18 protein-coding genes and 1 riboswitch are annotated in these 21,624 nt (G+C 48.0%); of the genes, 13 read left to right on the top strand and 5 right to left on the bottom strand.

Features of this window, described 5'->3' with window-relative positions:
- The first annotated feature begins 2 nt into the window (after positions 1-2).
- From NZD89_RS23895 to uxaC, 3 genes are all read left to right on the top strand, one after another.
- Entirely contained in the window at positions 3-998 is a 996-nt protein-coding gene (locus NZD89_RS23895) for a sugar kinase (protein ID WP_268005184.1), read from the top strand.
- On the top strand, positions 995-1,648 hold the full coding sequence (locus tag NZD89_RS23890; RefSeq protein ID WP_268005183.1) for a bifunctional 4-hydroxy-2-oxoglutarate aldolase/2-dehydro-3-deoxy-phosphogluconate aldolase: 654 nt from the start codon (positions 995-997) through the stop codon (positions 1,646-1,648). The genes NZD89_RS23895 and NZD89_RS23890 overlap by 4 nt, the downstream gene beginning before the upstream one ends.
- Before the next feature lie 84 nt (positions 1,649-1,732).
- A complete protein-coding gene (gene uxaC / locus NZD89_RS23885; RefSeq protein ID WP_268005182.1) occupies positions 1,733-3,136 on the top strand; it encodes a glucuronate isomerase in 1,404 nt (467 codons plus the stop codon).
- A gap of 173 nt (positions 3,137-3,309) precedes the next feature.
- On the opposite strand, the gene NZD89_RS23880 is transcribed toward uxaC, so the two are convergent.
- Together NZD89_RS23880 and NZD89_RS23875 are read right to left on the bottom strand one after the other, a co-directional pair.
- Positions 3,310-4,068: an exodeoxyribonuclease III gene (locus tag NZD89_RS23880; protein WP_268008600.1), complete on the bottom strand. Its 759-nt coding sequence runs from the start codon at positions 4,066-4,068 to the stop codon at positions 3,310-3,312.
- Positions 4,069-4,371: 303 nt separating this feature from the next.
- On the bottom strand, positions 4,372-6,279 hold the full coding sequence (locus tag NZD89_RS23875) for an APC family permease (protein ID WP_268005181.1): 1,908 nt from the start codon (positions 6,277-6,279) through the stop codon (positions 4,372-4,374).
- A 308-nt stretch (positions 6,280-6,587) separates the two neighbouring features.
- Here NZD89_RS23875 and NZD89_RS23870 point away from each other — a divergent pair, with 308 nt between their 5' ends.
- Positions 6,588-6,953, top strand: a complete 366-nt coding sequence (locus NZD89_RS23870) for a hypothetical protein (RefSeq protein WP_268005180.1) — start codon at positions 6,588-6,590, stop codon at positions 6,951-6,953.
- A 4-nt stretch (positions 6,954-6,957) separates the two neighbouring features.
- Positions 6,958-7,431, top strand: a complete 474-nt coding sequence (locus NZD89_RS23865) for a hypothetical protein (RefSeq protein WP_268005179.1) — start codon at positions 6,958-6,960, stop codon at positions 7,429-7,431.
- Positions 7,432-7,603: 172 nt separating this feature from the next.
- On the opposite strand, the gene NZD89_RS23860 is transcribed toward NZD89_RS23865, so the two are convergent.
- From NZD89_RS23860 to NZD89_RS23850, 3 genes are read right to left on the bottom strand one after another with little or no spacing between them, the layout of a single operon-like run.
- Complete coding sequence (locus NZD89_RS23860) at positions 7,604-8,257, bottom strand: ferric reductase-like transmembrane domain-containing protein (protein WP_268005178.1); 654 nt, start codon at positions 8,255-8,257, stop codon at positions 7,604-7,606.
- On the bottom strand, positions 8,206-9,165 hold the full coding sequence (locus tag NZD89_RS23855) for an FAD:protein FMN transferase (RefSeq protein WP_268005177.1): 960 nt from the start codon (positions 9,163-9,165) through the stop codon (positions 8,206-8,208). Before NZD89_RS23855 ends, NZD89_RS23860 begins: the two co-directional genes overlap by 52 nt.
- A 12-nt stretch (positions 9,166-9,177) precedes the next feature.
- Positions 9,178-9,702 carry a peptidoglycan-binding domain-containing protein gene (locus NZD89_RS23850; RefSeq protein ID WP_268005176.1) on the bottom strand — a complete coding sequence of 175 codons (525 nt, stop codon included), beginning with the start codon at positions 9,700-9,702 and terminating at the stop codon, positions 9,178-9,180.
- A gap of 654 nt (positions 9,703-10,356) precedes the next feature.
- Between NZD89_RS23850 and NZD89_RS23845 the strand changes: the two genes are divergently transcribed.
- The 8 genes from NZD89_RS23845 to ytaF all read left to right on the top strand — a co-directional run bounded on the left by NZD89_RS23845 (position 10,357) and on the right by ytaF (position 21,338).
- On the top strand, positions 10,357-12,603 hold the full coding sequence (locus tag NZD89_RS23845; protein ID WP_268005175.1) for an ArnT family glycosyltransferase: 2,247 nt from the start codon (positions 10,357-10,359) through the stop codon (positions 12,601-12,603).
- Positions 12,604-12,920: 317 nt separating this feature from the next.
- Positions 12,921-13,943: a DMT family transporter gene (locus tag NZD89_RS23840; protein ID WP_326492888.1), complete on the top strand. Its 1,023-nt coding sequence runs from the start codon at positions 12,921-12,923 to the stop codon at positions 13,941-13,943.
- Between the two features lie 529 nt (positions 13,944-14,472).
- Positions 14,473-14,700, top strand: a complete 228-nt coding sequence (locus NZD89_RS23835; protein WP_268005174.1) for a glutaredoxin family protein — start codon at positions 14,473-14,475, stop codon at positions 14,698-14,700.
- A 350-nt stretch (positions 14,701-15,050) separates the two neighbouring features.
- Positions 15,051-16,703, top strand: a complete 1,653-nt coding sequence (locus NZD89_RS23830; protein WP_268005173.1) for an IS1634 family transposase — start codon at positions 15,051-15,053, stop codon at positions 16,701-16,703.
- Positions 16,704-16,866: 163 nt separating this feature from the next.
- Positions 16,867-18,135: a glycosyl hydrolase family 18 protein gene (locus NZD89_RS23825; protein WP_268005172.1), complete on the top strand. Its 1,269-nt coding sequence runs from the start codon at positions 16,867-16,869 to the stop codon at positions 18,133-18,135.
- A 374-nt stretch (positions 18,136-18,509) separates the two neighbouring features.
- Positions 18,510-18,647, top strand: a riboswitch (cyclic di-AMP (ydaO/yuaA leader).
- Between the two features lie 10 nt (positions 18,648-18,657).
- Positions 18,658-19,275, top strand: a complete 618-nt coding sequence (locus tag NZD89_RS23820; protein WP_268005171.1) for a cell wall hydrolase — start codon at positions 18,658-18,660, stop codon at positions 19,273-19,275.
- A gap of 546 nt (positions 19,276-19,821) precedes the next feature.
- Positions 19,822-20,547, top strand: coding sequence for a Tle-like phospholipase domain-containing protein (locus NZD89_RS23815; protein WP_268005170.1), 726 nt, complete (start codon positions 19,822-19,824; stop codon positions 20,545-20,547).
- Between the two features lie 185 nt (positions 20,548-20,732).
- Positions 20,733-21,338: a sporulation membrane protein YtaF gene (gene ytaF / locus NZD89_RS23810; protein ID WP_268005169.1), complete on the top strand. Its 606-nt coding sequence runs from the start codon at positions 20,733-20,735 to the stop codon at positions 21,336-21,338.
- The last annotated feature ends 286 nt before the right edge of the window (positions 21,339-21,624 follow it).

Raw genomic sequence — 21,624 nt, 5'->3', positions numbered from 1 at the left:
AATTGAAATTGACAGACAAACCGGCAGCATTACCCTCTGTTCTCACGTTCGGTGAACCACTTGTCGTGCTTGTACCCGATGCTGAAGGTCAAATTTCAACCACGCACCAACTGCGCCCTTACGCAGCGGGGGCTGAATTGAATACAGCGGTTGGCCTTGCCAGGCTGGGCATCAACGCTTCGTTTGCTTGCAGTGTGGGAACTGATCCACTGGGGCAAATCATTCTCCACTCCGGTCGTGCAGAGGGGGTCGATATGCGATATGTACAGCAAGACGCGTCCGCGCCAACTGGGATGTTCTTTAAGCAATGGTCGGGATTGCAGGGGCGGACATCCGTTTATTACTATCGCTCCACATCGTCTATGGCGGTTGGAGGATGGAATCCTGTAGACGTGCAAAATGAACTTCAGGCTGGCACGTGGAGTTGGGTGCACTCAACGGGCATTACTTGGATGATCGGCGCCGACAGTCGTCAGGCGGCAACGGAGTTGTTCGAGTTATGTCATACACTCGACATCCCCATTTCCTTTGATGTCAACGTCCGTCTGAAGCTTGGGAATGTGGAGCAATGGCGTGAGTGTGTCAAGCAGGTACTGCCTTACATTACGTGGTTTTTGCTTGGTGACGAAGAAGCGCAGTTGCTATTCGGGACCGATGAGGTCATCGTGATCGAGGAATATATCCGTAAACACGGGTTTGCTGGCCAGGGCGTGATGCTCAAACTGGGGGAACGTGGCGCCGCGGGAAGCGTTGCCGGTGTGAAAACTGAAGTGCCAGTGTGGCCAGTCACTCGCGTGGTTGACACGGTCGGTGCCGGTGACGGCTTCAACGCAGGTTGGCTTGCGGGGATGCTCCGTGGATGGAGTATCGAAGAGTCCATGCGCTTAGGCTCTCTTGTAGGTGCCTTTGCAGTCACTAGCATGGGGGATTACGCCGGTTACCCATCGTGGTCCGAAGTTGTACAGGAGTTGTCAGGGAGGGGGAATGTTGCACGATGAACCTGGAGAATGCGGTGGAGCGCGTGAAAAGCGCCGGGGTAGTTGCGATTTTTCGAAAGCTGTCTCCAAAAGTAGTCTTGCCTTTATGTCAAGCTGTCATCGCAGGCGGTGCTAAAGCCGTCGAGGTTACAGTTGAATCGGAAGGTGCGTTTGAGTCAATTCGGGCTATCCGTCAAGAGTATGGGAGTCAACTGCTCATCGGTGCTGGCACATTGATGACGAGGGAAGAAGTACAACAGGCAGTAGAAGCTGGAGCAGACTTTCTGCTGAGTCCTCATGTTGATGCAGAGCTCATTGAGACGGCTCGAGATTTGGGGCGTCCCTTTGTTCCAGGTGTTGCAACTCCGACAGAAGTGGTTCAGGCGTTGCGTCTTGGGGCTGAGGTTTTAAAGCTGTTTCCAGCATCGTCTCTTGGATCCGCGTATTTAAGGGATTTGTTAGGTCCGTTTAAGGGCACATCGTTTATCCCCACAGGCGGGATCACAGTCGACAATGCGGCAGAATTTATCCGCGCTGGAGCGGTGGGCGTTGGCATGGGCAGTTCACTTGCTTCGAAGGGGGAAATTGCTCACTCCGATTGGGATTCCATTGAAAATCGGGTGCGGATGGCGGTGGATCGTATTGATGCCGCGAAGAATGGGCAGGTCTAGGCTCACGGCGTTGAAAGCTGAGGTTTTTCGCTCAAGCACAGGGAAATACGCGACTTCTTGGGAGCGGTAGAGAGGAGAATGAACATGAAGAAATTTTTAAATGACCAATTTTTGTTGTCGAATCAGACTGCGGTGGAGCTGTACGAAAACTATGCGCAGAACATGCCGATTATCGATTACCACTGCCACTTGAGCCCAAAGCAAATCTATGAGAACTATCAGTTTCGCAATATTACTGAAGTCTGGCTCGGTGGGGATCATTATAAGTGGCGTTTAATGCGCGCAAACGGAGTAGACGAAGCGTTCATAACGGGAGATGCCAGTGACTACGACAAGTTTTTGGCCTGGGCCAAGACTGTACCAATGACCATCGGAAATCCACTATACCACTGGTCACACCTCGAGTTGCAGCGGTACTTCGGTATTGAGACATTGCTTGACGAAGCCTCGGCCCCGGAAATCTGGGATAAAACAAATGCTTTATTGAATCAAGAAGGGTTTCGCGTACGAGACTTCATTACAAAATCGAACGTCCAAGTCATTTGCACCACCGATGATCCGGTCGATTCCCTTGAATACCACTTAAGACTTAAAGAAGACAAGACGTTTCCCGTGAAGGTGGTACCTGCATTTCGCCCAGACAAGGCTTTAGAGATTCGGCGAGATACGTTCCTCCCGTGGATTGATAAACTGGAACGGGCGATTGGGACGCCGATTTCGGATTATCAAGGCCTTTTAGATGCAATCACCTCAAGGGCGGAGTTTTTCCACGAGGTAGGCTGCAGGGCTTCAGACCATGCCCTGGACACGGTCCCCTTTGAGTTCACGACCCTAGAGGAAGTCTCCACCATCTTTAACAAGTCGTTGAACAATGAAGCAATTAGCCTCGAGGAGGAGCACAAGTATAAAACCTATACGATGGTATTCCTCGGCAAGCTGTATGCGCGGCTTGGCTGGGTCATGCAATTGCATATGCATGCAGCCCGCAATAACAACACCCGCATGTTTAAGCGCATAGGTCCGGATACCGGCTATGACGCAATTCACGACGGTGAATTGGCGGTACAGCTCTGCCAGTTGCTAAACACGTTGGAAATGGATGATTCGCTGCCAAAGACGATTCTTTATAGTTTGAATCCAAAGGATTATCCCGTTCTTGCTGCGTTGCTTGGCAGTTTCCAGGGAGGTGGAATTCCTGGAAAACTTCAACTTGGAGCGGCATGGTGGTTCAATGATACCAAAGAAGGCATGCTCCATCAGATGCAGACATTAGCCGATATCGGTCTCTTGAGTCGGTTTGTCGGGATGTTGACCGACTCTCGGAGTTTCTTGTCCTACACCCGCCATGAGTACTTCCGGCGCCTGCTTTGCAATTTGCTCGGTGAATGGGTCGAGAAGGGAGAGGCGCCAAACGATTTACAGTTAATAGGGCGCATCGTTCAGGGAATCTGTTACGACAATGCGAAGGAATACTTCGGTTTGGTTTAACGGCCTGAAGTTCCGAAACAAGGAGTACCTCACAGTTTGTCCGTCTGTTTCGCAGCACTGGCAGGCGGAGGATTTGAAGTGTTTGTGCAAAGCCACGATTGGCCTCTGTATCAGAATAGGGCTCGACGACATTGTCGTGGAGCCCTTTACTTTTAGGTGGCGTGGAATACGGGTCAAAAATCGTCCATTTCCAGTACAACGGGGCAGTGATCGCTCCCAAATACTTCGGAGTCAATTCGCGCGTCGACGATGTAGGGGCGCAGTCTCGATGAAACGAGGAAATAATCGATTCGCCAACCGACGTTTCGCTCTCTTACCCTTGGCATATTCGACCACCAGGAATAGGCATCGGTTCGGTCAGGGTAAAGATATCTGAAGGAGTCCGTGAAGCCGGACTCTAGAAGCAGGGTCATCTTTTCCCGCTCTTCCTCAGTAAATCCGGAATTCCCGCGGTTCCCCTTCGCATTCTTCAGGTCTATCTCCTGGTGGGCGACATTCAAATCACCGCAAATGATCACCGGCTTTTGAACGTCAAGCTGAAGGAGATAGCTGCGGAACCGCTCTTCCCATTCCAGTCTATATGACAGTCTCGACAAATCACGCTTCGCATTGGGGGTATATACCGTCACAAGATAGAAGGAGCCAAATTCAAGCGTAATGATTCGCCCCTCGGGCTCTGTCTCCTCTTCCAGACCATATCGTACGGATAGTGGCTTAATTCGCGTAAACACCGCGGTTCCGGAATACCCCTTCTTCAGGGCGTAATTCCAGTATTGCTCATAATCCTCGCCAAGTTCCAGGTGAATTTGCCCTTCCTGTAGCTTGGTCTCCTGAACGCAGAATATATCTGCATTGATATCATTGAAATACTCGGGAAATCCTTTATTTACGCACGCCCGTAAGCCGTTCACATTCCAAGATACCAGTTTCAGCGTCAATAACCCCTTATCACTTACTTATACTCTGCCACAGTGTAGCATAAAATGCAGCGGGCTATGGTTGCTGGAACGTTGCTCGGCTGTTGGTGCAGCAGGATTTTGCAAATTGTGGAAGGCCGAGCTCTGGGGATGATGTCCCGTGTAAGAAACTTATGGCATCCACTCCGTCTCTGACGGCGGATGTAATTACCGAGGCCTTCTGCGAAAGGTGCCATGGAGGCCAACGCCGTGTGGCCAAGTACCAGTTCTTCAACGGAATGGGCGCGCAAACAGAACGCGCCCATTCCCGACGTATCATTATTTCGGTAAGTGGAAAGGCAGGGTAGTTACAACTACGTCACGATGTTTTATCATCCAGGTCCGAATCAGTAACGAGGACTGATTGTGCAGGATTTGGTGCCACCATTTCTTCGGAATAAATTGACCGATGAGCAATTGAATGTGATCCGGTTTCCCTCCCTCATAGTTCTCCAATCTCTTAATGAAACGGGACAGTGGGGTTAGCAATGAGCGATATTCACTTTTCACAGTAATCAACCGACAGGGCGATCCCCATTGCTCCCATTTGTCCTCCATTCGTTTGATGGATTCGTCGTCAAATCCAATGTATAGGGCAACCACCTCGTTTGTCGTACTAAGTGCGAAGGATACTGTTTGTCGTACAATTTGATGGACGCTTGATACCAGTACCACTGAAATCACGCGATGTTCCACCGGTGGAGAATGCTCTACATCCATTCGGAGTGCATCCGCGACGTTGTTGTAGTGTTTTCGAATGCGTGTCGCGAGAAAGACCAAAATCGGCAAAATGACCAGGACAATCCATGCGCCACCGGTAAACTTGGTCACCGCCACCACGATGGACACAACGGTCGTGACAATGGCTCCGAACAAATTGATGATCGCCTTTGCCTTCCATCCACGGCCTTTTACTCTCATCCAGCGACGTGTAAGGCCCAATTGTGCAATGGTAAACGCGAGGAATACTCCGATTGAATACAACGGAATCAGGGCGTTTGTTTGGGCGCTAAACACCTCAATCAAGAGGATCGATAAAGCGGCTAACACAATCATTCCGTTTGAATAGCCGAGTCTGTCTCCCCGCATGACAAGCGCGCGGGGGAGAAATCCATCACTCGCAACGAGTGCAGAAAGTTGTGGGAAGCCTGTAAACGTGGAATTGGCCGCCAGAATTAAAACGAGGAGCGTCGCCCAGATGATGATCTGATAAATCACTCCGTGTCCAAAGTAAACCAGAAGCAATTGCGATAGCATCGTATTATTCGGTTTGACGGAAATACCTTGAACGTACAGGTTGTACGAAAAACCAAGCAATGTGACTGCGGTGATTAAACCAAGAGCGATGTATGCCTTAATCGCACCGGTTTGGGATTCACGGAAAATAGGAACCGCATTGGAAATCGTCTCGATTCCCGTTAATGACGAGCACGCGGCACTAAATGCTTTTAACAGCAGCAACAGCGTTAATCCTTGAGGAACGGTTCCCCATGGTGGCGTTTGTGGTTGTACAAATCCATGATGCATTTCGTCGACAAACCCAGCACCGACTAGGAATAGCATACACAGCATAAAGAAAAGTGTGGGTGCGGAAAACACTTTGGCAGACTCACTCACGCCACGGAGATTAACAAATAAAATAATCAGCACACAAAGTACGGAAAGGGAGGTTTCGTGCCGGACTAACACTGGATACGACGACGCCATCGTCTGAATTCCAGACGATACCGATACAGCGACGGTTAAGACGTAGTCGATGAGAAGCGCACTCGCTGCCACCAGCCCGATCCATTTTCCCTTGAAGTTATCCTTTGCGATGGCGTAAGCGCCGCCGCCACTGGGGTAGGCAATCACCCCCATAATGTACGACGTAATGAGGATGACTAACAGGAGAACAGTAGACGCTGTGATGGGTATGATCATCCATTTTACGCTAGGCCCTAGTTTGCTTAGCTCCGTAATTCCAGCTTCAGGGCCATATGCCACCGATGAATACAAGTCAGCGGCAAGAATCGGTAATGCGATTCCCCAAACCAATTTCGTATGCGACTGATTCAATTCACGTGTACGTAAGGGTCTTCCAATTAGCCTTCGTTTCACGTTCCCAAAGTTAAATAACGCAAACATCAATGCCACAACAGCAAGGCTTATGAGAACAGGATGTAACCACGGTGTAGCCTTCGTCATTATGTATGCCCCCCACAAATTACCTTATGATGATTTGTTTTTCGGGCAACTCTTATGCAAGAAAATCCATGATGTAAAGCACCCTTTCAGCAAAATCGACGAAGTCGGTTGACGGATTCTGGCGACAGAAGTACCGGACGTGTGAAGCAGTCCATTGTTCCTCTGTTCCCAACTCAGGGTTATGCGTTTGTGTCGTCAGCCAAACAAGGTGATTTTACCCCAGTTATATGGAAGGGCAAGACAAATATTGGATCATAAGACCCGAATCGACAATCATGCACAGGGACGCAAGGGTGGCCACTTGGTATGTGAAAACGGCGTTGCAGCACCTTGGCGTCAAAAGTCAATGGAATGGGACCAATCACACTTGGGAGTTCACTCTTCCAGAATGGATGCCAACCGACACATCAGATATCAAGGTTGGTACAGGAGCAGACGGGATTTATTTTAACAACAAATTAGTAAAGCGGGTCAATTCCATTTCTGCTGTGGACCCCAGTTCAAAAGAGACGACTGTATTCATGCCCATTTGGTACATTCAACAACTCTTAAACGATATAACCGTTGGCTACAATGCAGGAGAAGATTGGGACGGAAGCACACATACGTGGGACATGGAGCCATTCAACAACATAACCGAAAGCACGCCATCGGACATTGTGTACCTGGTGTGACCACATGGATACGGATATCGACGCCACTACAGAACAGCAAGACTATAACAACGAACCGTTTTACATTGACCAGGGGCTTTATGCTGCCGGTTATTATACTGCAGATGGCTTTAATGCAGTTGAGAGCCGTGATAATCAGCTTAACTGGCCCCAATACAGTACGGAAAACAACATCAAGCAATTATCTGTAGATGACAACTCGTTTTCGACAAGTGTTGTCACTTCGACCGCAACTCAAGTTGTTCTAGATCAAAAGGAAACAGATATTATTGATTACAACGATGGAACGGTAAAGACAGTGAATCAAGACAATACGTGGACGCTAGACAAAGACCCTACAACAGGCCTGTGGCAAATTGAAAGTATCGTGCCTAGCGTTACCAGTGACTCGTCGTCTACAAGTTCTACAACTTCACCGAGCGCAACAAATTCCACGAACGCAACACCGTCAACTAGTGATAACTCGACAAACTCGTAAATGGAGAGTCTCTGCTCCATTCTCCGCACGATATGTGTTAGCCAGCAGCAACTCGCTGACACTTTTCGTCCGCAAATGGCTGTCATATGGCGGCCATTTGCGTTTATTGTTTATGGCGATTCATTCAATAAACCGGAAATTGAACATCAGATGGTTTGCGGACTCGAGTGAATCAGTATGAATTCCTTGGGCTTTTCCTTGCAAACCGTTTAAACAAAATGATGACAAATAGTACCGAAGGCACGAGGTAAACGAGAGACGACCATAGTTTTCCCGTGTCGCTTCCCGAGAGTAAACTGTGAAGGGTGACTAAAATAAACATTGGGAAAGCGGCCATGTGAATCCCTCTCCACACCTTTACACCGATTTTTTCACGAAAATAGGATGTTACAATCAACAATATCCATCCATATAATACGAGAATCCCTAAGCCGATTGGCACAACTCGATAGGTATCTATAAACGGCACCAAGATGGAAGCCCAAGTAAATAGAACAGACTTGTCAGAGTACACCCCCCATAAATGAAAGAACAAAAACGGAAACACAAGTAACGATGCGTACTGATGCACTTGCGTCATCAATTTCCTCAATTTGAGCCGATCCCATACCCCACTCGAACTCGAGGCGCCCAGCAATACGGCCAACGATAACAAGCCATAGGATGTAAAACCTGAAGACCTCGCCATATACCAATACAGTTGATTTGCGTTTGCAGGTGCAGGGTTTATCACGTGTGTAACTACGTTAGCACCTGCAATTACAATTCCGACAATTACACACGTATAGATGAATGGGAAACGTTGTTGTTCGTTGATAAGTTGCATGATTTAACCACCAGTCTATTTTGCTTTACGAGTACCCATCCGGCGCAATCCTGTCTTTCTAACCATGGCACGGCTGTGTCGGTTCCCATGAGAAGTGCTACTTTTGCCTGTACCTCTGCAGTCACTAGGTCTTTGTGTACAACACTACAGGATACAATGTCCGACTCGACAGGCGTTCCTAAGAACGGGTCAATTATGTGATGAACGACTTTTCCTTGATTGTTCCACGTTCTCTTATACGTCCCGCTGGTTGCAATCGAAAGGTTGCGAATGTCGAGTAAGATGATGTTACGCTTCGGATCGAAAGGGTCGGTGATACCGATGACCCAAGGCCGCCTTCCGTTGCATCCACTGCAGATTAAGTCCCCGCCGGCATTACACACGAACTGCTTGGCTCCCAGACTTCGCATTTTCGCAGCGACCTGCTGTACAATCCAACCTTTTGCGATGCCCCCTAGGTCAATTCTGTGTCCAGGTTCCAGGAATGCTTGACATTTATTTTCATTCATCCGCAGGTTGAATGGGCAATGCATTTGAGCCACGTACGGTATTTCAAAAATGGGGTTATTTTTGTTTGTCGTTATGTGTTCGAACGAGACGTCGTAACCTAACCCGTTCATGATGGTGCCTAGACACGGATTGAATAGACCACGTGTCTTGACGAAGAAGTCCTTTGCAAGCTGAAGAATCTTATACAGGTGCGGATCGATATCCGTCCATCGTCCTGCTGAATTGTTTAAGCGATTCAGTTCACTATCAGCTATAAATCGAGTTAACAAAGACTCCAATTTCGCCATTTCGTCCACTGCTGTTTCTAGGATTTCGGATTGGACACAGTCACTTACGTCTGCATCGGGGATTTCCATATACACGTTCGTCCCCATCGCTCGAAAGGCTGTTGATGTCATAGTATTGCCTCCTTACGAAGCTGACGAAGATGTATCAGGGAATGGTTGTTGGCTCGGTGTGACGGTTGACTGTGACCCGGAAGAATCCCCGTTTCCTGAGCTGCCGTCATCAAAATTGGATCTGGACGAGCTTTCGCTATCAGTAGGCGGCGACTGTTCAGTCTGCTGTCCGCTGCCTCCTGAATCACTGTTCGAAGAGGACGAACTCAAGCTGTTGGTTTGGTACTGTTTCACCGCCCTTTGGAGTGCAGATAAAGTTTTCGAATCAATGTCTCCTGTTACGGAAAGTCCGTATTGGGATTGGAATTCCTTCACAACCTCGGCGGTTTCCGGACCATAATATGACGTAACGGAATCATTAAAAAACCCCAGCTCAGCTAATTGTTCTTGTATTTTAGAAACCTGAGTACTGGTCATTCCTTCTTTAAACAGCACTTTATCGCTTGTGTTGGATGTGGTGTTCGTCGATGCGGTTTGGGTAGTATGGGTACTGGAACTTGCATGAGCTATGTTGTGCCAAACATCAAAGAGACTCATGAAGGAGAACACGGGAAGAGTCCATGAGAATCCGATCATCCATCTGCGTAGTTTGATTTCTCGTCTTTCACGTGCTCGTTGTTTTTCCTCTGGTGCAATTGGGTTTCACTCCCATTTGTTATTTCTGTACAGCACATGCTGTTATGTGAAGGGCAAAACAGTCGTTTACTGGTTTCTTAAGCGTGTCCGCATCGTGTCTAAGGTAGAGCACTTCTTTTCGTCTGAAACATTTTTAACGTATTAACCTGAGATCCACTTAAGGATTAGCTTAAAGCTTGCTGAAAACTTTCATTCCTCCAGATGAGTGTCCGAGCTGATTTATCCATTCTGCCGTTCTTGTGTAAGCGTAGCAGTCAAATATTGAATTCATTTTTGAAGTGGCAAGCATAGACGTTCGAAAAATTTCCAACGTGGTACGAAATCGAAGAGGGTATCTTCAGGAACCTTTCAGCTTTCTTTCAAACTTAATTCAGGGTGATTGGCTATCATAGGTCCTGCCATAGCGGTAAGAAGATGGAGTTAGGGATGACGCGAAAAGGTGCAGTGGGAATATCTGGAGAAAACCGCGATTATTCTACTTGCAGCGCACGGGTTTCAAGCGTACTTCCGTACAACACTCCTGATATCGTTGCTGGGTATGAAAGGACGGTAGAGATGAGTACATTACAGTCGCGCAGACAGGGGTTTCGAACGTTTCTCCGAGGTCGACCAGAAGATGCGCAGTGGGTCAGACCAGCGCTGATAGCCCTGTTGCTGTTGACGGGTGTCGCTTATATTTGGGGGCTAGACCAGTCTGGCTGGTCCAACTCCTTTTATAGTGCTGCGGTGCAGGCTGCGGCAAAAAGTTGGAAGGCATTTTTCTTCGGATCACTAGACGCATCAAATTATATTACGGTGGATAAACCGCCCGCTTCTTTGTGGATCATGGACCTGTCAGCTCGGATATTCGGTCTCAATTCATGGAGCATCCTTGTACCCGAAGCGCTGGAGGGTGTGGCCTGTGTATGGGTCCTCTACAGTACGATCCGACGCTGGTTCAGCCCGGGTGCAGCCTTGCTTGCTGGAGCTGTACTCGCCACTACGCCGGTTGCTGCCCTCATGTTCCGATTCAACAATCCAGATGCACTATTGGTACTTTTACTTACATCCAGTGCTTATGCGCTCACGCGATCACTCGAAGCAGGAAAAACGAAATGGCTCATGTTGGCATCGGTTCTCATTGGGTTTGGATTTTTAACGAAAATGCTTGCGGCTTTCTTAGTCGTACCAGCTTTTGTCGTTGTCTATCTCGTGTTTTCCCCCATGTCTTTACGCCGACGCCTGGTGCAAATCATAATGAGCGCGATTGCTGTGGTTGTGTCAGCAGGTTGGTGGGTGGCGATTGTGCAACTGATACCAGCAGCTGACCGTCCGTACATCGGGAGTTCTCAGAATAACAGTATCTTGAACCTTATCTTCGGTTATAACGGTCTTGGTCGGCTAAGTGGCAATGAGTCGGGGATGGCAGGCGGTGGAGGTACACCGAAGCTCACCTATGACAGTATCGGTGGAAGCACACACGCATTCACAGGTGGAGGAATGTCTGGAGGCTTCAGCGGAGCTACCGGTCTGTTTCGATTATTTGCGACCGACATGGGAGGCCAGATCTCGTGGCTGATTCCTGGTGCATTGATTCTCTTTGTTATCACTGTATGGATTGTACGCCGTAAGTGGCGGACCGATAGGGCTTTCCAGGCGATGATCTTATGGGTCTTGTCACTCGTCGTGACAGGTCTAGCGTTTAGTTTAGGTCAAGGGATCATCCATACGTATTACACCATTGCCCTGGCACCATCGGTGGCAGCCCTCGTGGGTATCGGTGTCGATGTTCTCTGGCGCAGGAAGAATGAATTTATTGCCCGGGGCGGCTTGGCGGGTGCCACTCTGGCCACGGTGGTCTGGTCCTATGTGCTCCTCAACCGCACACCCACCTGGTATCCCTGGTTACGGTTCTCCATACTTGTGGTCGGTATTATCGCTGCCGTCGCCATTGTTATTGGGGCAAAGCTTGGACGCAGGTGGTTTGGTGGAGCGGCTGTAGCTGCTATGATAGTCGGATTGGCGGGACCGATGGCGTATACGTTGGATACTGTGGCTACTCCGCATACAGGATCGACTCCTTCAGCGGGACCGGCTGTGTCTAGCATGACTTTCGGTGGCGGATTTAAAGGTGGATTCGGTGGTAATGGAGCCGTGGGTGTTGGTCCTGGAACAACTGGAGATAGTTCGAGAAGTCTACCCGCCGAGGCATCGGGGGCGACGACACTTCGTAACAATACCGGTGGTTTTTCTGGCCGAGGTGACACTACCCCCAGCGAGGCGGTTGTTAAGCTTCTTCAGAAAGATGCATCGCATTACACTTGGGTAGCGGCGACAACGAGTGCAATGTCATCTGCTCCGTACCAGCTGGCAAGCGGAGAGCCAGTCATGGCTATCGGTGGATTCTCGGGTAGCGACCCAGCCATGACGCTTTCCGAGTTTAAACAGTACGTGAGTGAAGGGAAAATTCACTACTATATCGCTGATGGTATGGGGGCGGGTGGTCCTGGTGGATTTTCTGGCCGTAATACGAGCAATACCTTCCCGGGTAGGGGCACGAGCAGTGAATTCCCAGGCGGTGGTATGGCCGGTGGATTCCCTGGTGGAAGTGCGAGCGGTGAACTCCCTGGTGGCGGTATGGGCAGTGCACTCCCCGGGAGTGAAGTAAATAGTAATTCCCCAGAAGGTGCCCGTGGATCTAACTTCCAGGGAGTTGGTGGTTCTGGAACGGCGATTACCAATTGGGTGAAAAACAACTTTAAGACAGTTAGTGTAGGCGGAGTAACCTTATATGACTTAACCCAGCCCAAATCCGGAAAATGAGTGTGGTATTTCCTTTGAACTCCCGAATCACCTTGTAATGGTGGCGTGCACCCACCACAGTTTAAAACACCGAGTTGTTCCGATTACGTAGCGTAAAGTATAAAAGGGCCTCCTTCATGAGAGGCCCTTTAGCTCCTTTCTCAAAACATCGCAACGTCTTCTTGATATTGACCAGTGACTCAAGATGTTGCTTCCACCTTGCCTCTTATAGTTGTCGATCTTCCTCAGGATGCTCTTCACGCGCCATCTACCGTAGAGGATAAATTTGTTTTGTGTTAATAGTACAGTATGAGATGACTTTTACAGGAGGTGGGACGTTGGAGTACGTAGAGTCAAACATGAACCTTGAAAACCAGAAACCGGGAAACATGGAAACGGCGATGAAATCAACGTCTGTTGCTGGCAAGAAGTTCGACCATTTCAAGGGTCTGTCGATGGTACTGTTGGGGGCTGTTCTTTGGGGCGTTTCGGGGACTGCTGCTCAAGTGTTATTTCAACGTGACGGATTTCAATCCGGTTGGTTGGTAAGCGTGCGCATGAGTATCGCTGGGATGCTGCTCCTGGCAGGTGTCTCCATAAAATCGGGCCCCATGCGGACCATCGCCGTATGGAAAGATAAACGGGATGCCCTAAAGCTTGTTCTCTTTGGAATCATTGGATTACTTGGTGTTCAGTATTCTTATTTCTCATCAATTCGCTATGGAAACGCTGCTACCGGAACCATGCTTCAGTATATGGGACCTATATTCATTACAGGGTACCTTGCCTTACGACAACGCCGCTTGCCGAGTATTTCACAGTTTGCGGCTGTTTTTCTCGCGCTCGCGGGTGCTTTATTACTCGTTACAAATGGCGACTTTCACAGTTTCTCCATTGCACCTCTGGCGTTTTTTTGGGGACTGGTCTCAGCCATAACGCTCGCATTTTATTCTTTGTATCCACAAGTTTTATTGCAGAAATACGACTCTGCAACCATTGTTGGATGGGCGATGCTCATCGGTGGTATTGGAATGTCTTTTATCACACCACCGTGGCGTTACACGGGACATAGCTCATTAGGTGCATGGTGGCTCGTCAGCTTCGTGGTGTTGTTCGGAACCTTGGTTGCGTTCTACGTCTATATCTCGAGCTTGAAATATATTACCGCCTCAGAGGCGAGTCTGTTGTCTTGTGGTGAGCCATTGTCTGCCTCAATCATTGCAGTTGCGTTTTTACATGTACAAATGGGCTTACCTGCAATGATCGGCGGGGTGTGTATTCTTGTTACAGTGGCCATTTTGGCACTTAACCGACCAGCAGAAAGACCTGTTCCGATCACGGAAAAGAGCTCAAGACGATGAAAAAGAAGATTCGTAGCATGCCAGTCGAACGAAAAAAGAACTACAGCAACAAATGCGCTTCCACGGGACCTGTCTTTTCACCTACAAACATTTAGAATAACTGCTGTTATGTCGCACAATGGCAGTTTGGCTCAATGAGGATACACAATCATGGCGTACTCCGTCATGATTTTTTTGTTATCACGGAGTCTTAAAGCTCCAGTATAGGCGAATTTACAGCGTCATTCGCCGTTAGAAAGGACAATCGTTTACACATACAACTAATTTATAAGTCCATATAGGAGGTTGATAATGATGTATGGAACATTCGGATATTACACTCATTGGGCAGTTGTGTTCCTGATCATTTTTGTTCTGTTCTTCCTGCTAGTCCCGGCTTATGGCGGTTATGCTGCAGCAGCCACAACACCATGCTGTTGATTTGTAATCAAAATTTGTGGGAGGTATCCGCGATGCATTGTCCTCCGATTATGTGCCTCCCACTATTGTTTTCTTGCATAGATACTTCGTCAGTTTGAGGAGTGGGACATTGACGATCGAAATTATCACAACAAAAACATGTTCTCACTGCACCCGTGCAAAATCCTTCTTCAAAGAGAGGGGGGTGAAGTATCGAGAAATTGATGCCTTTTCCGAAGAAGGAGCAAAGAAACTCGCATTGGTAAACAGTAAGACAGTACCGACACTCCTAATTGATGGCCGGCCTATTATCGGTTTCAATGTCAATCAGATCAGTTCCATGATTGGTTTGGGCTAAACTTGATCTCGTGGAATGGGTCAATTTGATGGGTCGGGTCTTGTATTGACATAGATGGTCTCGGCGAGGTTGACAAACAACACACTTGATTTCTTCTTTGTCGACCTCGCGAGCGGTCACATATTCACGTGGTGGAATCACAAAATATGAGTTCTTAAAGCTCGGGTTCGACAGTTACAACCCGTTTATAAGCATTTGTGGATAACCGGAATCCCGTAACGGCGCGGAATTCCGGTTATTTTATGTAGGCATTTTTACGAAAAGTTGTAGACATGCGAATTTCTGTGGATAACTAGTATTGTTATCCACAGTAGTTGACTTCGTAGAACATATGATTTTAAAATGTAGACATGTACATACGGCGGATATCACGAAAAAATAAAAACGGTTCTGTCACGTCCTACGTGCAGCTTGCCCATAATGAACGCAATCCCAAGACCGGCAATCCCCAAGCGAAAGTCCTCTACCACTTCGGGCGTGAAGATGAAGTGGACATGGATGGATTGAAGAGGCTTGCCGCGAGCATCTCACGATTCCTTGGTGATGAACCCGTTGCGTCGGAGCCCAAGGATAGCGTGCAGTTGAGTCTGCTCGATAGCAAAACGTTTGGCACCGCTTATATCGTCGACTCGTTGTGGCATGAACTTGGCGTGGGTCAAGCCATATCCAAGCGTCTGGCACAGCGCAAATATGAAGCCCCGATAGAGCGGGCCATCTTTGCGATGGTCGCCAATCGAGCCTTGGACCCCTCGAGCAAGCTTGGCATGGAGGACTGGGTGAAGCGAGACATCGCACTCCCCGGTGTTGAGAACTTTGAGGTCCACCAGGGGTACCGTGCAATGGATTTCCTGATTGAATCGGACGTAGACATCCAGAGAGAAGTGTTCGAGACTGTCGCCGACTTGTTGAACCTGGAAGTCGACTTACTGTTCTTTGACACCACGTCAAGCTACTTTGAAATGGATGACGAGCCGGAAGAAGACAGTCTGAAGCAACCCGGCTACTCCAAGGACCACCGGCCGGACTTACCGCAGGTCGTAATTGGTTTTGCAGTGACCCGAGACGGCATCCCTGTGCGGTGTTGGGTATGGCCAGGGAACACGTCAGACATGACCGTCATTCCAGAAGTGAAGAAGGACCTCATTGGCTGGCGTCTCGGACGCGTCGTTACGGTCGTCGACCGTGGGTTCAGCTCGGAGGACAATTTACGTGAACTCCAGAAAGCCGGAGGGCATTACATTGCTGGAGAGAAGATGACCTCTGGGAAGCAGACAGTCGAAGATGCCATGTCTCGTCCTGGGCGATTTAAAACGATACGGGATAACCTTGAAATAAAGGAAATCGTCGTAGGAGACGGTGAGGCACGGGTCCGATATGTGCTCGTTCGCAACCCAGATGAAGCTCGCCGAGATGCGTTTCGGCGCGAGGCACACCTCAAGGCCCTGGAAGCAGAGCTCGCACGACTCAAGGAGTTGGATAACGACGCACACACCAAGGCGCACTGTCGATTGCAAAGTCACCCGACCTTCAAGCGTTACTTGAAGTCGGACAAGCGTGGCAATCTCACAGTTGACCACCAGGCGGTTAAGGCGATGGAACGACTGGACGGAAAGTATCTGATCCGAACCTCAGACGACACACTGTCCGCGGAAGATGTGGCCCTTGGATACAAGCAGCTCTGGCAGGTTGAGGCGGCATTCCGTTCTCTGAAACAGACCATGGAATTGCGCCCGATGTACCACAGGAAGAATGAGCGGATTCGGGCACATGTACTACTGTGCTGGCTCTCGTTACTTTTGGTTCGGGTGGCAGAGAACCGAACTAGCCACACATGGCGAGAGATCCGTTCTGTCATGAACGAGATGCACCTTGTAACCTACAAAGCTGGTAGCGGCAGAGTCCGGCAGCGAACAGAAGTAACCCCGGAGCAGGCACAAATCCTGAAAGCGCTGGGTTACGAACATCCACCGTTGTTCTCGGACATATCCACAGATACGCTGTAGGCACCACACGAAGTTATCCACAGTCCCGAAACCCTAGAAGCACCAACGGGTTTCGGGATTTCGTGTATCTACGACTGTCGAAGCCGAGTAAAGGCAAGTTCTGTTTAGGTACGGAGGAGTACCATTCACTCCATATTGCATATGATGTGGAGGAGGGATCGCGATGGAAATTCATGTGGTTCAAACAGGGGAGACATTATTCCGTATCGCTGAGCAGTACGGAGTGTCCGTTCAGTCTGTGGTGCAAGTCAACCAACTGTCGTCCGCCAGTATAGTCCCTAATCAATCTATCTTGATTCCGACAAATCGTACAAGTTACGTGGTCATGCCAGGAGACACGTTGTTGAATATAGCAAAGCGATATGGACTCTCCCTAAATACAATCCGCACATTGAATCCACAAGTCAGTGGAAATGCTATCGAAATCGGAAGTATTCTGAGATTTCCGGAAATCGTTAGGTCATCGATTACGGTGTTGGGATTTCTGGAGTTGACGGGAACAGATCAAGATCGAATAAACGTTCTGAGTAATGCTCCGTACAACACATATATAGCACCCTTTGGGTACGGTATGGATCAAACAGGGGCAATCTTGCCGGCAAACGACCAAATTGCTTTGCAATCCATCCGCCAAACCCGCACGAATCCGGCTGCTGTGTTTTCGAATTGGACGGGGGAAGGTTTTAATTCGAGTGCCGTTCATGCAATGTTGTCAAGTGCAAGTATGCGAGCGCAGTACATATCTGAAGTGATGAATGTGGTAACCAGTCAAGGGTATCGAGCGGTTGTGATAGACTTTGAGAATATTCCACCGGGTGACAGTAATATATTTGAGCAGTTTCTTAGTGAACTTTCAGCCCGACTATTGCCTTCATACCGCCGTTTGTTTGTATCAGTCATGCCTATAAGGAGTGCAACAGATGCAGCCAACCCTTTACTTAGGCCATATGACTATGCCACGCTCTCAGAGCACGCGGTCCACCTCATTTTGATGGCGTACAACTGGCACTGGGCTACAGGTGAGCCGGGTCCGATCGCAGCGTTTCACAATGTCGAGAGCACGATTCAGTACGCCCTTTCCGTCGTGCCTCGAGTTCAGGTCCTTCTGGGGGTAATTCGATATGGATACGATTGGGTCTTGCCATATGATTTAAACGAGGCCGCGACCGTCGTCAGTGCTCAAGATGCCATTGACATTGCAATGCAACAAGGCTCGTCCATTTTCTTTGATACTACCAGTATGTCTCCTTCGTTCCGATATGTTGATCAGCAAGGGGCAGAGCACATAGTCTGGTTTGAAGACGTACGCAGTATACAAGTAAAACTACAGTTGGTTAAGAAGTATAACCTCCCTGGGATTGCACAGTGGGAGATCAGCCAAAGCTTCCCGCAATTCAATCCACTCATCCGGAATAATTTTCAAATCGTATGACGACATTGTTCATATTGTATTTTGATTTGTGAATCCTCCTTGGTGAGTAATCAGCCAACAAATTGTTAAACCCAAATTAGCGGTTAACCCCGCAAAACTACCCCCAAAACCTTAGAGAGTGCGCGTGTTGACTCCTCAATAGTTGGAACCCTTTCAAGAAATTTCTCAATAAAAAAGTTTGTTCGTAAGGTACACCGCATTTCGTCCAAACACAGTATCATAACGGATGTTTCGCACAGAGCATTGTCTCAAGACCACACTGTTTGACAATGGTGTTGGCACTCCGTGCTCGAAATACGTTGGTAAAATATATATTTCATTCAAATATCCGTGTGTTTTTGTTCGGTCCATATCCTGTTACAATCTTTCACAGTGTTCACGACTTGCCGAATCGCCAGCACGGTGTACGGGGGATTTCTTGTTCCTGAAAAGGGGCTTGGGGTGAATCATTCGACGGGTGTCTCGTCATCCGAACCCGACAACTAACCTCGAAGGCGAAAAAACGAGAGGAGTTTTTACGATATGCGTTTTACACGAGCGATGGTTGGATTATTTGCTGGTGTTGCAGTTTCGTGTCTTACAATGACTTCCGCTTTTGCGGCTACAAATACCGTTACAGTGCAACCAGGCAGCACGATGTGGAATATCTCTAAAGCGGATGGAATTTCAGTTCAGTCCATGGAAAATGCAAACTCAAACGTCAATCCAAATGATTTGGAGGTTGGCACTCAACTTGTGTTGCCAACCGGAAGCCAATCTTATGATACACCCGGAAACCTATATTGGATGGAACACGTGATCAACGCTGAAGCCGGCGGTGAATCACTACAGGCCCAAATCGCCGTCGGTGACGTTATTATGCACCGTATGGAATCAGGTTCATACGGCGGTAACAGTGTATATGATGTAGTATTTCAACAGACCGACGGGATATACCAGTTCTCGAGCGTTCCGAATGGATATATTTACACGACACCTGATGCGTCAAGCATTGAGGCTGCAAAAGATGTATTGCAGAATGGTACCGAGGAAGTACCTGGAGCGCTAGTGTTTTATAACCCTGCCCAAACACCTGCAGGAAATTGGGTATGGTCTAAACCGACGATTGCGCAATTTGGCCACCTAGTGTTTGCACAATAAAGAAGATCGCCACGGGAATCCCGTGGCGTTTTTTAACCGCGGCTTAGTTCATTTGACAACGATGATGATGTACGCAGACCGGTCATGGTTACAATTAAGTCACTGAAATTAGCCTCAAGCAAGGGATACTACGATACCACTCGTCTACAACCAAGGCATTCCTGGACCACAAATTTATCCGTAATTCGGATGTAACGAGTGGGACACCATCGAGGATTTGTTCTTGGTTAAATGTGTGTGAGGACCGTTTTGTGACACTTATTACCGTGATAAGAGCATCTTCCGTGTGTTATGGTGGTAAAGGAACATGTATCTACGGTGCCAACTCGCATGCCTAAGAGATAGGGGAATCGTATCATAGTTAAACTTATGAAATTGATATCCTCTTGGAGGAGTTTCTGTGTACTCATCATTGTCGCCGTTCTTTCTGTAGCATCGGCGCGTTTTATAAACGTGAATGCCGTCGCCATGTCAAGCCCCTCGCCCACTACTCAACACAGGTGGGAGGAACCTGGTACAACGGATGGTGTGTATGATGGGGTACTTATGAAAATGACGGACATCTCTTATTCGAATCTAGACTCCTATGTTGGGGATACCCTAGGACAGGTAGGCAGTTTGGCTAAAAGTGGGATGGGTCCGTCAGGGATATCCCAACAGATTAGGAAAGTTAACGGATTGGATTGGCATTTGTCATATGGACAGGCTGATCAAAGGTTCTTTTCGGATTTGAATAATTGGAAAATTATTGACGTGGAAAACAGCGAACCAACTTATGGATTTTATGCAATCGCATTCGAGCAGGGGAATACGGTCATCATCGCGTATCGCGGTACGGATGATGCTCGAGATTTAGTCTCGGACGCGGGTATCTATTTAGATATTCAGGGTTCTGTTGCTCAGCTTAGACTTGCAGAACAATTCGCTTCTAATGTGAGAAAATCACTACCGAGTGGTTCGTATCATGTTATTTTCACCGGGCACTCAATAGGGGGATGGTTAGCTCAACAACTGTATCTTTACGAGTCAGGCAACACCCATTCGTGGCAGGCAGTCAGTGCAACTGTATTTAATTCAATCGGAACTGGGTTTCGACCGGATTCAATATATGGTTTCAATGTAAAGGATTATCATTTCCAAGGGGATATTTTTAGTCACTTCGGCACTTCTCTTGGTCAAGAAATTGAAGTCCCTAACAAGATGGCAAACGAGTCCATCTACGATAAACACCAAATGTACAACTTTTATGGATACTTTTATCCACAAAACTAAGAGCCGTCTAAGGCACGTGTGTGTTCAAGGCGTATGGCCTATTCCCTCCTCGTGAGTGGATTAGGTCTTTTTTTAGATGTAATGCATACAATCATATGCGCCGATCTCATGAAGTGCGTCATGGCACCTGAGTAAGCCATGGTGCATAGTTTGCAAACAGAACAGTGAGATTGGGTGGTGAACGTATGCATGTCTCTCCACTGCTTGAGATAATCTGGATTGGGCTTGCATCCAATTTAGACAACGGTGGCGTAGGTGTGGCTTACGGAGTCCGTCGGGTCCGAATTCCTTGGCTTCCAAACTTAGTGATTGCGATTATCTCTTTTGCAGGGACTTTAATTGCAGGTTTGTTCGGTAACGTGATCACCCATTGGGTACCCTCGTTTATTGACAATTTAGTTGGCGCTATAGTCATTATTTGCGTTGGGGTTGGTGTGCTGCTTCAACCCTTTTTTGCGCGTAAACCACATCCGCAAAGCCGCAGTAAAATCGTCAGAATTATTCGTAGCCCAGAGGAGGCAGACTTCAATAAGAACAACCACATTAGTTTTACTGAGTCTATAATTTTAGGGATTGCTCTGTCGATGAATGCACTAGCTGGGGGCTTTGATGCTGGAATTACCAAGTTGAGTATCCTATATACGTCATTTTTTGTTGGGATTTTTAGCTTTTTGTTGCTTTGGGTAGGTACGTTAATAGGTAAAAAATTCGCGGCCAATCGATTGGGTGATCATGCGACAATTGTTGCAGGAGTACTACTTATTTTAATTGGAATAGAGCAGTTTTTCTAAGGCTGCGTTATCCTTGTCACACAAGAGGAGGCAGCTTCACAATGAAACACTAGAAACCAACGACCTTAGTTTTAGGTGTATCATAATAATCACTTATAAAGTGCTAAGAACTGAGCATAAAAGACGACAGAAAGCGTGAATATGGTGAACAGGCATCAAGGTGCCAGTACCATTGTCAGGGTATCGTTTCACACGGTACCCTTTTGCTTTTGTACAAGGTTTTATGCACTTTAACCAACGTATTTCGAAAACCTACACGAGATGATTTCCGCTTTCCGTTACGCTC

It is taken from the genome of Alicyclobacillus fastidiosus (genome assembly GCF_026651875.1).
Classification (GTDB): domain Bacteria; phylum Bacillota; class Bacilli; order Alicyclobacillales; family Alicyclobacillaceae; genus Alicyclobacillus; species Alicyclobacillus fastidiosus.
Note: the sequence above shows the minus strand (reverse complement) of the source record. Positions and strands in the feature narration are given on the sequence as shown.